Origin of the sequence: Dietzia sp. HMSC21D01 (genome assembly GCF_001815995.1) — a bacterium.
Classification (GTDB): Bacteria; Actinomycetota; Actinomycetes; order Mycobacteriales; family Mycobacteriaceae; genus Dietzia; species Dietzia cinnamea.
Map to the genome: position 1 here is coordinate 1 of NZ_KV823891.1, position 11046 is coordinate 11046.

Annotated in this window: 12 protein-coding genes; 8 read left to right on the forward strand and 4 right to left on the reverse strand. The window is 70.1% G+C overall.

The window, feature by feature from the left end; all coding sequences use genetic code 11:
• Positions 1 to 1128: DEAD/DEAH box helicase (locus HMPREF3086_RS07775; protein WP_070721170.1), on the reverse strand; the 1128-nt coding region annotated here is incomplete at its 3' end.
• A 244-nt stretch (positions 1129 to 1372) separates the two neighbouring features.
• Here HMPREF3086_RS07775 and HMPREF3086_RS07780 point away from each other — a divergent pair.
• Positions 1373 to 2986 carry an adenylate/guanylate cyclase domain-containing protein gene (locus tag HMPREF3086_RS07780; protein WP_083324349.1) on the forward strand — a complete coding sequence of 538 codons (1614 nt, stop codon included), beginning with the start codon at positions 1373 to 1375 and terminating at the stop codon, positions 2984 to 2986.
• 15 nt (positions 2987 to 3001) lie between these two features.
• Here HMPREF3086_RS07780 and HMPREF3086_RS07785 read toward each other — a convergent pair whose 3' ends face one another.
• Positions 3002 to 3736, reverse strand: a complete 735-nt coding sequence (locus HMPREF3086_RS07785; RefSeq protein WP_246830936.1) for an LmeA family phospholipid-binding protein — start codon at positions 3734 to 3736, stop codon at positions 3002 to 3004.
• Positions 3737 to 3823: 87 nt separating this feature from the next.
• Here HMPREF3086_RS07785 and HMPREF3086_RS07790 point away from each other — a divergent pair, with 87 nt between their 5' ends.
• The 3 genes from HMPREF3086_RS07790 (at position 3824) to HMPREF3086_RS07800 (ending at position 5892) form a co-directional block, all read left to right on the forward strand.
• The gene (locus HMPREF3086_RS07790; protein WP_061229286.1) at positions 3824 to 4384 is read left to right on the forward strand and encodes a type 1 glutamine amidotransferase domain-containing protein; all 561 of its coding nucleotides are present in this window, start codon (positions 3824 to 3826) and stop codon (positions 4382 to 4384) included.
• A gap of 13 nt (positions 4385 to 4397) precedes the next feature.
• The gene (locus HMPREF3086_RS07795) at positions 4398 to 5384 is read left to right on the forward strand and encodes a glycosyltransferase (RefSeq protein WP_070721177.1); all 987 of its coding nucleotides are present in this window, start codon (positions 4398 to 4400) and stop codon (positions 5382 to 5384) included.
• 229 nt (positions 5385 to 5613) lie between these two features.
• Complete coding sequence (locus HMPREF3086_RS07800; RefSeq protein ID WP_061229281.1) at positions 5614 to 5892, forward strand: WhiB family transcriptional regulator; 279 nt, start codon at positions 5614 to 5616, stop codon at positions 5890 to 5892.
• A 32-nt stretch (positions 5893 to 5924) separates the two neighbouring features.
• Here the strand turns inward: HMPREF3086_RS07800 and HMPREF3086_RS07805 are convergent, their stop codons facing one another.
• Together HMPREF3086_RS07805 and HMPREF3086_RS07810 are read right to left on the reverse strand one after the other, a co-directional pair.
• A complete protein-coding gene (locus HMPREF3086_RS07805; RefSeq protein ID WP_061229285.1) occupies positions 5925 to 6386 on the reverse strand; it encodes a hypothetical protein in 462 nt (153 codons plus the stop codon).
• Between the two features lie 16 nt (positions 6387 to 6402).
• Positions 6403 to 7641 (reverse strand): fatty acid desaturase family protein, encoded by a 1239-nt coding sequence (locus HMPREF3086_RS07810; RefSeq protein WP_061229280.1) that lies wholly within the window; start codon positions 7639 to 7641, stop codon positions 6403 to 6405.
• A 112-nt stretch (positions 7642 to 7753) separates the two neighbouring features.
• Here HMPREF3086_RS07810 and HMPREF3086_RS07815 point away from each other — a divergent pair, with 112 nt between their 5' ends.
• From HMPREF3086_RS07815 to HMPREF3086_RS07830, 4 genes are all read left to right on the forward strand, one after another.
• Complete coding sequence (locus HMPREF3086_RS07815; RefSeq protein ID WP_061229279.1) at positions 7754 to 8488, forward strand: amino acid ABC transporter ATP-binding protein; 735 nt, start codon at positions 7754 to 7756, stop codon at positions 8486 to 8488.
• A 58-nt stretch (positions 8489 to 8546) separates the two neighbouring features.
• Complete coding sequence (locus HMPREF3086_RS07820) at positions 8547 to 9368, forward strand: glutamate ABC transporter substrate-binding protein (RefSeq protein ID WP_061229278.1); 822 nt, start codon at positions 8547 to 8549, stop codon at positions 9366 to 9368.
• Positions 9369 to 9481: 113 nt separating this feature from the next.
• Positions 9482 to 10144, forward strand: coding sequence for an amino acid ABC transporter permease (locus HMPREF3086_RS07825; RefSeq protein WP_007631535.1), 663 nt, complete (start codon positions 9482 to 9484; stop codon positions 10142 to 10144).
• Positions 10141 to 10971: an amino acid ABC transporter permease gene (locus HMPREF3086_RS07830; protein WP_061229277.1), complete on the forward strand. Its 831-nt coding sequence runs from the start codon at positions 10141 to 10143 to the stop codon at positions 10969 to 10971. Before HMPREF3086_RS07825 ends, HMPREF3086_RS07830 begins: the two co-directional genes overlap by 4 nt.
• Positions 10972 to 11046 lie beyond the last annotated feature (75 nt).

Below are 11046 nucleotides of genomic sequence, written 5' to 3' on the forward strand. Positions count from 1 at the left end.
GGCGCCCACGGGCAGCTCGATCTCGCCGGCGGCCACCCCGGCCGCGCGCAGCAGCGAGCGGACTTCTCGGACCTGATCCGCGGTGGCCACGGTGACGACAGTGCCGATGGCGCCGGCGCGGGCGGTGCGGCCCGACCGGTGGACGTAGGCCTTGTGCTCGGCCGGCGGATCGGCGTGGACGACGAGCCCGACGTCGTCGACGTGGATGCCGCGGGCGGCGATGTCGGTCGCCACGAGCACGGTCGCCTCGCCGGAGGAGAACGCGTCGAGGTTCCGCACGCGGGCGTTCTGCGACAGGTTGCCGTGCAGGTCCACGCTCGCCACGCCGCGGCCGGTGAGCTGCTTGGCCAGGCGCTTGGCGCCGTGCTTGGTGCGGGTGAACATGACGGTCCGCGGGTGCGCGCCGGCGAGGTCGGCGAGGGCGCGGACGCGGTCGTCGGCGTCGACGTGGAACACGTGGTGCGCGGTCGGTCCGGGCGTCGCCGAGCCGTCGTCCACCGAGTGGTCCACCGGGTCGGTGAGGAACTTGGTCACCAGCTTCTGCACGCCCGAGTCGAGGGTCGCGGAGAACAGCAGCCGCTGGGCGTCCGCCGGGGTCGCCGACAGGATGCGGGTGACGCCGGGCAGGAAGCCCAGGTCGGCCATGTGATCGGCTTCGTCGAGGACGCTGATCTCGATGCCGTCCAGGCGGCAGTGCTTCTGGCCCATGAGGTCCTCGAGGCGGCCGGGGCAGGCCACGACGATGTCGACGCCGCGGTTCAGCGCGTCCACCTGGCGGCCCTGGGACACGCCGCCGAAAATCACGGTGGTCTTCATGCCGAGGGCGTTGGCGAGCGGCGCGAGGGTCTCGTCGATCTGGCGGGCGAGCTCGCGGGTCGGGGCGAGGATCAGGCCGCGCGGCGCGTTGCGGGTGCGGCGACCGCCGGAGGCGGCCAGACGCGCGACGAGCGGGAGGCAGAACGCGTAGGTCTTGCCGGAGCCGGTGCGACCGCGGCCGAGCACGTCACGGCCGGACAGGGCGTCGGGCAGCGTCGCCGACTGGATAGGCGTCGGGGTGGTGATGCCCGCGCCGCTCAGGACGTCGAGCAGGGGGGAAGGAACGCCGAGATCGGCGAAAGAACGTGACAAGAGGAAGTGCTCCGAACATAGAGGATGGCGTCTTGCCCGGCGCGCTCACGGAGAATCGCATCGCCACTCAGGCGGTACGTCCGGTGCGCGACCACGGGATGGTCGACAGGCCGCGGCCCGAGGCAAGAGTGGTGCGGGCCGTCCGGAGACCACCCTACGCGCCGACGGACCGCGCACCCCATTCCCCGAGACAGGTGTGACGAGGACATCACGAGTGTCGGTGCGGGGTGGCACCATACAGATCGTGCGACTCGACCTGTCCCTACTGCGCCGCCCGGAGCTCGGGTCGGTGCTGCTCGGACGGGAGCGGGAATCCGCCCGGATCCGCGCCTGGCGCGTCCGGATCCTGTTGATCCTGTCGCTACTGGGCTCCAACCTCGTGGGCGTCGCCGTCGCCGTGACGCTGGTCTTCTTCGTGCTGCCCGGCCCGGCGCTGCTCTCGCGGGAGTTCCTCGTCCCCACCGTGATCGTCGTGCCCGTCTACGTGTCGTTGGCGGTCATCACGGGCACGGTGTGGGTGACCCGCGCCGTCTACCGCCGGGTCCGCTGGTTCCTGGAGGGACACGAACCCACTGATCGGCAGCGCATCCGTACCCTCCGGCTGCCGGGGCGCATCACCCTCATCCAGGCGTTCCTGTGGCTGCTCGGCGCGGCCGTGGTGACCCCCGCGTACGGCGTGGTGGACCCGTCGTCGATCCCGGTCGTGGGGTTCACGATCGTGTTCGCCGGCCTGGTCGTGTGCGGTGTCGCGTTCCTGCTGGCCGACTTCGGACTGCGTCCCGTCGCGGCGGTCGCGCTGTCCACCGGCAGGGCGCCGCGGGCCCGGTTCCTCGGCGCCATGACGCGACTCCGGGTGGCATGGGCCCTGGGCAGCGGGGTCCCCGTGACAGGCCTGATCATCGTGGCGATCTACACCCTCGCGGGCCGCGCCCTGTCACTGGAACGCCTCGCCGTCGTCGTCATCGTCCTCGGTGCCACCTCACTGCTGGCCGGGTTCCTCCTCATCTCGCTGGCGACGGCCTCGATGATCGGCCCGCTGCGCAGCGTGCGGTGGGCGATGGAGGACATCACGGCCGGCACCCTGTCCCGGCGGGTGGTGGTCTACGACGGCACCGAGCTCGGCGAGCTGCAACGCGGCTTCAACCAGATGGCCTCCGGGCTCCAGGAGCGCGAGCGGCTGCGGGACCTGTTCGGGCGGCACGTGGGCCGCGACGTGGCCGAGGCCGCCGAACTCCACGAGCCCGAACTGGGCGGGCGGGACTCGCGCGTCGGCGTGGTGTTCGTGGACCTCATCGGCTCCACCGAGATGGCGGTGCGGTCCGAGGCCTCCGAGGTGGTGGACGTGCTCAACCAGTTCTTCTCCGTGGTGGTGGAGACCGTGGAGGAGTACGACGGCATCGTGGACAGCTTCCTGGGCGACGCCGCGCTCGTGGTGTTCGGGGCGCCGCGGTCGATGGTGGACCCGGCCACCGCGACCCTGGCGTGTGCGCGCGTGCTGGGGCGGCGGCTGCAGGAGCGGGTGCCCGACTGCCGCGCCGGCATCGGGGCGTCGTTCGGCGACGTGGTGGCCGGGTACGTCGGCTCGGACGACCGCTTCGAGTACACGGTGATCGGCGACGCGGTCAACGAGGCCGCGCGCCTGTGCGAGCTGGCCAAGGACCGGCCCGGGCTCGTCCTGGCCTCGGGCGCGGCGACCGACGCCGCCGCGGAGGTCGAGCGTGGCCGCTGGGACGAGGTGGGCTCGCAGGTCGTGCGGGGGCGGGACGAACCGACCCGGCTGTGCGCGCCGGCCGACGCGGCGGACACGCCGGAGGCGGCTGACACCGCGGACGGCGCGGACGGCGCGGACTCCCGCTAAGACGGACTCCCGCTGCTACTGCAGGACGACATCCTGCCCGCCGAGCGCGACCTCGAGGCCCTCCGGCACCACGCGGGCGCCCTCGATCACCACGCCGTCGGGCAGCGAGGCGACGGTCGAGTCGACGGTGCCCGTGATGCCCGAGAACAGGCCGTTCGGCAGGTCGAACCCGAGGAGCGAGGTCTGCTGTGGCGTGAGGGTCAGCTGACCGTCGGTCACGCCGGGGACGACGCCGCCCTCCGCGATCCCGCCGATGTCCGCGCGCAGCAGCCCGGCGGCGGGGTCAGGCCGCACCGAGCGGACCTCGGTCAGACCCGCCACGGGTGAGCCCTCCGCCGGGTTGCCCTGCGAGGCGGCGGCCGCGAGCTGCTCGCCGCTGAGCACCGCGATGCCGTCGGCGGTGTCGGCGCGGATCCCGCCGTCGACCAGCCGGACGGAGTGGCCGGTCACGTCGATGCGCGGGACGGTCGCGTTGCCCGGAGAAGTCAGCCGGACCGTCCCCACGGCCTGGGTCGTGGCCAGATCCCACAACACGGGAGTGCTGCCGAACCCCACCGACACCGGCGCATCGAGCCGGGCGGACGCCTCGCTCTCGGCCCGGTCGGACAGATACCAGCGGGCCCCGAACTCCGCGGCCACCACCAGCCCCACCAGAAGCAGGAGCAGTACGAGCAGCGAGCACCCGCACCCGCGTCCGCGTCGCCCGCCGCCGCGACGTCCGTTGGCGGCCATCCGATCTCGTCGTCCCATGGGGGTATGGTGCCGGACCCGCGCTACGCGGTCCACCGTCTCGGGGACCGGTTGCGAGGGTAGGTGTCCGCCCTCACGATCGGGGGCATGACCGAGACACAGGATGCACGAACCGACACCCGAACCGTCGCTTTCCTCGTGGCCTCCGAGGGCATCGAGCGCGTCGAACTCACCGAGCCGTGGGGCGCCGTCTCCGGGGCGGGTCACACGCCGATCCTCGTCAGCACGGACAGCGGCGAGGTCGGGCTGGTCGACCACCTCGACCCGGCCGGCGCGCACGCCGTCGACCGGATCAGCGCCGACACCTCGGCCGCCGACATCGACGTGCTCGTCCTACCCGGCGGCGTCGCCAACCCGGACGCGCTGCGGCAGGACTCCCACGCCGTCAACCTGGTGCGCGAGATGGTCGACGCGGGTAAGCCCGTGTTCGCCATCTGCCACGCCCCCTGGATGCTCGTCGAGGCCGACGTGGTCCGCGGCCGCCGGATCACGTCCTACCCGAGCCTGCGGACGGATCTGGTCAACGCGGGCGCGGAGTGGGTCGACGCGGAACTCGTCAGTGACGGCGGGATCACGACCAGCCGCCGGCCCGACGACCTGCCCGCCTTCTGCGACGCGCTCCTCGAGGCACTTCGCGGAGACGCCTGAGGACGTTTCGACGATGATCGGCGTCTACGTCCACAACCGTGGGCGCGGGCATCTGCACCGGGTGCTGCCGGTCGTCGCGGCTCTGAGGGAGCGGGGCGAGGAGGTCACGCTGCTCGTGACCGGGCCGTTCGACCACGCCCTCCGCCCGCCCGGGGTCGAGGTGGTGCACCTGCCCGTCGACGGGGTCGCGGCCCAGGGTCTCGCGGTCGCCGCTCGCCGGAGCGCGGTGGCGTGGATCGACCGCGCCCGGCCGCGGGCGTTCTGGGTCGACTCGTCACCGGGGATGTCGCTGGCCGCGCGGATGGCCGGCGTCCCGATGGTGAGCACCCTGCCGCCCGGACTGCGGGACGACGAACCGCACCGGCTCCGCTGCCGTGCCGCCGAGAAACTCATCGCGGCGTGGCCACCCGGCGCGCACCGCGAGGCCGTCGCGCAGGCGGGACGTGCGGTGTACGAGATCGGCGGGATCTCCCGCTTCGAGCGTCGCGAGCCCGAGCCGCACGATCGGCGCCGTCGCCCCCGCGTGGTCCACCTCAACGGATCCACCGAAGTCTGGGACCACCGGTTCTGGCGCGCGGTCCGCACGACCGCCGGCGAGCTGGGCGTGGCGGAATGGACGGAGCTGGGTGGGCCGGACGGGGCGTGGCACGACGACCCGTGGTCCGAGCTGTGCTCTGCGGATGTGGTGGTCACCGGGGCGGGCCAGACGTCCGTCGCCGACGCCGCCTGCGCGGACGTCCCGCTCGTGGTGGTCCCGGGAAAGCATGATCACGGCGAGTACGACGCCACCGCCGAGGCGCTGGCCGGGCTCCCCGGCACGTCGGTGATGAGGTACGGAGACGGGCCCACGGCGGTCGCGCACGCGGTGCGCGAGCAGGTGGACCGCGCTCTGGACGGCGAAGCCGGGGGTATCCGGAAGTGGTGGGGGGTGGACGGCGCGGCGTCGCGCGCCGCGGAGGTCATCCGGTCGACGACGACGAGGACCGCGTCTCGACGGTGACCGCTGCCGCCCGCACGGCCGGAATGTGAGGCGTGGACAACTTCTCACCTGTAGTGGATTCTGCTGCAAAAGCGCTGCGCAACCCGTTGACACGAACATATACCTCTCGGTATGTGAGTTCACTCCGCGCACGGCGAGGCGGATCACTGACAGGATGGGTGCAGAGCGCTGCCGACCGAGCTTTCAGGGCCTGACACGGGCACGTCGGAACGGCGGGAACGGAGGCCACATGCCCAGATACAAGAACCTCGAACCCATGGCGGCTTTCTGGTCGTGGCGCGACGGTGCGGCGTGCATCGGCCACGAGGACCTGTTCTACAGCCTCGAGGAGGAGTCGAAGGGCGCGCGGCGGAAGAAGGAGGACCAGGCAAAAGCGGTGTGTGCCACCTGCCCGGTCTTCGACACCTGCCGGACGTTCGCCCTTGAGACCAAGGAGTTGTACGGCGTATGGGGCGGCCTCACCGAGGCCGAAAGGCATCGGATCGCCGGCCGCCACCGCACCGGCTGACCCCGTGATCCGCGCGAGCGATCGTGCGGATCCTAATTTGGATCCCCAGGGGTCGCCTCGTGTCCGGGGCGGCCCTTCGTCCTGTTGGCCTCTTTCATCTCCGCCTCGTGGACGTGTCGGCGGCCGCCGGTGAGCTCCTCGCGCACCGCGCGGTCGACCTCGCGCGCGGTGGACCAGAAGCCGTCGTCGAACTCCTCCACCATCTGGAACGTCCACCGGCCGTGGAGGACGTTGACCCCCACGACCTCGGATCGGATCCGTTCGGCGAGTTCCGTGCGACCGATCTCGTCGAGCTTGTCGGCGGCCTCCTGGAGGAGGATGTCCGCTCGCCCGATGAGCTGGTGCAGGTCGTACAGCCGACCGCGGGCCCGCTCGATGTACTCCAGTGCCTCGCTCACGCTGCCGGCCGCCTCGACCTCGGCGTCGGTCGCGCCCTCGGGTCGACGGTGCGTCTCGTCGACGCTCGGGGTGCGGTTGTCGTCTCCGGATGCCACGTCGTCTCCCGCCACGTCAGACCGTCCGGGTGATGCGCTGCAGCTGCCGCGGGTTCGTGTGGTGTTTGAGTGCGGTGACCAGGCCCGCACGCCGACCGTCGCGGGTCTCGTACGTCCTCGGCTCGCCGGCGAACATCTTCTCCGACCGCGTCTCCGGCGCGTCGTCGGCCGTGGCCTTGAGGAACCGGTTCGGCAGCGACAGCTTGGCGATGGTGCGCCACGACTGCCAGTACTGCTTGTACAGCGGGCCGGTGGTGTACGGCAGATCCCAGCGGCGGCAGACGTCCTGCACCTTCTCGGCGACCTCGGCGTACCGGTTGGACGGGATCGTGGGGAACAGGTGGTGCTCGATCTGGAACGACAGGTTGCCGGACATGAAGTGCATGAGCTTGCTGCCGGTGAAGTTGGCCGAGCCCAGCATCTGGCGCAGGTACCACTGCGCCTGGGTCTCGTTCTCCAGGTCCTCCAGGGTGAACTTGTCGGCCCCGTCCGGGAAGTGACCGCAGAAGATCACGGCGTTCGACCACAGGTTGCGGATGACGTTGGCGGTCATGTTCGCGGTCATGGTGGTCTTCCAGTTGGGGCCCGACAGCAGCGGGAACCACACGTAGTCCTTGCCCACCTGGCGGCGGGCCTTCCGCAGGAACTGCCCGATCCGCTTCTTCTGCTCGTCCCACCCCGAGGAGTTGATGGTCCCCGGTGCAATCTCGAGGTGCTGGACGCCCACGCCCCACTGGAACGCGAACGCGAGCATCGTGTTCCAGACCAGGTTGAGCGAGTTGGGCGGGTGCCACGGCTGGTCGCGCGTCACCCGCACCACGCCGTACCCGACGTCGTCGTCCATGCCGACGATGTTGGTGTACTTGTGGTGGTGGTAGTTGTGCGTGGCCTTCCAGTGCTCGGACGTGCCGACGATGTCCCACTCCCAGGAGCTGGAGTGGATGACCGGGTCGTTCATCCAGTCCCACTGCCCGTGCATCACGTTGTGCCCGAGCTCCATGTTCTCGATGATCTTCCCGGCGGCGAGCAACCCGGTGCCGAGCGCCCACGCGGGCCGGTACCCGGAGAAGAGCAGGACGACTCGGCCGCCGGCCACGAGGCCGCGCTGCAGTCTGATCGTGTTCTGCACGTATCGGCGGTCGCGGTCGCCGAGGGAGTCCACGACGTCCTGGCGGATCGCCTCGAGTTCCTCGCCGATGGCTTCTACGTCGTCGGCGGTGAGATGGGCGTATTCCCTGACAGCTGATATCGCCATGTAACGACGGTACGCACCGCTGCACGCCATGTCGACCGGTTCGCGGTGCGCGTAGCGGACACGTCCGCGGTCTTGGGGCGGTGAGGCCTTTCGGAGCCCTATAGTTCCTCACATGGCTCTCGTCGAGATCTCAGGCGTCAATAAGCACTTCGGTGACTTCCACGCGCTCAAGGACATCAACCTGTCCATCGAGCAGGGGGAGGTCGTCGTGGTGATCGGGCCGTCCGGCTCCGGTAAGTCGACGCTGTGCCGCACCATCAACCGGCTCGAGACCTTCGAGTCCGGCTCCATCACGATCGACGGCAAGCCGCTGCCCGAGGAGGGTAAGGCGCTCGCCAAGCTGCGCGCCGACGTGGGGATGGTCTTCCAGTCCTTCAATCTTTTCGCCCACAAGACGATCTTGGAGAACGTCACCCTGGGGCCGATCAAGGTCCGTAAGCAGAGCAAGGCGGAGGCGGAGAAACGGGCCATGGAGCTGCTCACCCGCGTCGGGGTCGAGCACCAGGCGGCCAAGTACCCGGCGCAGCTGTCGGGTGGCCAGCAGCAGCGCGTGGCGATCGCCCGGTCGCTGGCCATGGACCCCAAGGTCATGCTCTTCGACGAGCCGACCTCCGCCCTCGACCCCGAGATGATCAACGAGGTCCTCGACGTGATGACCGGCCTGGCCAAGACCGGCATGACGATGGTCGTGGTGACCCACGAGATGGGCTTCGCGCGCAAGGCCGCCGACCGCGTGATCTTCATGGCGGACGGCGAGCTGGTCGAGCAGGCCACACCCGAGGAGTTCTTCACCAATCCGCAGAGCGCCCGGGCCAAGGACTTCCTGTCCAAGATCCTCTCCAACTAGAAGGGCCCGTCCGCGGACCCGTTCAGGACCCATCCACCCCACCCCACAAGGAGTACTCATGAACATCCGACGGATCGGAGCGGCCGCGGCGGCCGTCTCCCTGGCGCTCGGGCTGAGCGCGTGCGGCAGCGATGACGGCGGCGACGGCGGGAACCAGCTCAAGGTCGGCATCAAGTTCGACCAGCCGGGCCTCGGCCTCAAGGAGGGCAACGAGTACACCGGCTTCGACGTCGACGTCGCCCGCTACATCGCCGAGAAGCTCGGCACCGCCGAGGACGACATCGAGTGGATCCAGGCGCCGAGCGCCCAGCGCGAGACGCTGCTGGAGACCGGCCAGGTCGACATGATCGTGGCCACGTACTCCATCACCGACTCCCGCAAGGAGAAGGTCGGATTCGCCGGACCGTACTTCATCGCCGGCCAGGACCTGCTGGTCCGCGCCGACGACGACTCGATCACCGGGCCGGACTCCCTCGACGGCAAGCGCCTGTGCTCGGTCACCGGCTCGACCTCGGCGCAGACCGTCAAGGAGCAAGTGCCGGGCGTCAACCTTCAGGAGTTCGGCACCTACTCCGAGTGCGTCTCCGCGCTGGTGTCCAACGCGGTCGACGCCCTGACCACGGACGACACGATCCTCGCGGGCTACGCTTCCCAGGACCAGTACCAGGGCCAGCTCAAGGTGGTCGGCGCGCCGTTCACCGAGGAGCGCTACGGCGTGGGCATCGCCAAGGGCGACACGGAGAAGTGCGAGCAGATCAACGAGGCCATCCGCGAGATGATCTCGGACGGTAGCTGGGACACCGCGGTCGAGGAGAACCTCGGCGCCGCCGGCTTCACCCCGGGCGAGGGCAACCCGCCCGAGCCGGACGCCTGCGCTTGATCTGAATCGATCCCTGCCGGCCGGGTCGACACCCGACCCGGCCGGCCCCGCCACCTCCGCGCCGCCGCCCACCGGGGCGCGGAGGTCCGGCACCCCATCACGGAAGGTGGACCATGGGCGACATCTTCGCCGACTATGACGTCCTCGGAGCGGTCTGGGTGACCATCCAGCTTTCGATCCTGGGCAGCATCGGCGCCCTGATCCTGGGAACGCTCGTGGCCGTCCTGCGCGTGTCCCCGGTGGCGGTGCTGCGCGGCCTGGGGACCTCGTACGTCAACACGTTCCGGAACCTGCCGCTGACGCTGCTGATGGTCTTCAGCATCCTGGGCCTGTCCTTCATCCTGCAACTGTCGGTCTCCGACGACTTCGCGCGCAACGCGTTCTGGTGGGCGGCGATCATGCTGGCCGTCTACCACGCGGCCTACATCTGTGAGGCCCTGCGCTCGGGCGTCAACACGGTGCCGGTGGGGCAGGCGGAGGCGGCCCGCTCGATCGGCCTGGGGTTCGGACAGTCCCTGCGCGAGGTGATCCTCCCGCAGGCGTTCCGCGGCGCGATCGCCCCGCTCGGCTCGGTCATCATCGCGCTCATCAAGAACTCCACCGTCGCGGCCGTGATCGGCGTCGGTGACTCGGCGGGGCTGCTGCAGGTGATCACGGAGAACGAGGGCGCGAGCCTGCCGACGTTCTTCTTCTTCGCGATGGTCTTCGTGATCCTCACCCTCCCGATCGGGCTGTGGACCACCTCCCTCTCCCGGAAGCTGGCGGTGAAGCGATGAGCACCCAGGCCGTCCTGTTCGACGCGCCCGGTCCCAAGGCCAGGCTGCGTCACGGTGTCCTCACGGTGGTGGGCGCGATCCTCGCGCTGGGCATCGCGTACATCGTCTTCCTGCAATTCCAGAAGGCCGGTCAGCTCAAGGCCTTCATGTGGGAGCCCTTCGTCACCGACCCCGAGGTGTGGACGTCGTACCTCATCCCCGGGCTCAAGGGCACGTTCACCGCGGCCGGGATCTCGATCGTGCTCGCGGTGGTGTTCGGGCTGCTGTTCGGCATGGGCCGACTCTCGCCGTTCGCCCCTCTGCGGTGGTTCTGCAGTGTGATCGTCGAGTTCTTCCGCGCCGTGCCGGTGCTTCTGATGATGGTGTTCGCCTACTTCGGGTACTTCGCCACGTCCGACCTCGTGCCCAACCAGCACGCGCCGCTCGCCGCCGTCGTCACCGCTCTCACGCTCTACAACGGGGCTGTCATCGCCGAGCTCGTCCGTTCGGGCGTCCACGGTCTGCCCAAGGGGCAGTCCGAGGCGGGACTGTCGGTGGGCCTCACCTCCGGGCAGGTGCTGCGGTCGATCCAGCTCCCCCAGGCCCTCACAGCGATGCTCCCGGCCCTTGTCGGCCAACTCGTCGTCGTCCTCAAGGACTCCGCGCTGGGTTACGGCATCACCTACCTCGAGCTGCTCAACTGGTCCAAGACGCTCGGCTCGGCGTACGCCAACACGGTCCCCGCGTACATCGTGGCGGGCATCCTGTTCATCGTCATCAACTACTCGCTGACCAAGCTCGCCGTGTACCTCGAGGGTCGGATGAAGAAGCGCCGCGCCAGGGCCTGACCGCCGCGACACTTCCCGTTCCGCCTACGGGCCCGGGACTGCGAAGAGGGGCCCCGCCGGATCCGATCCGGCGGG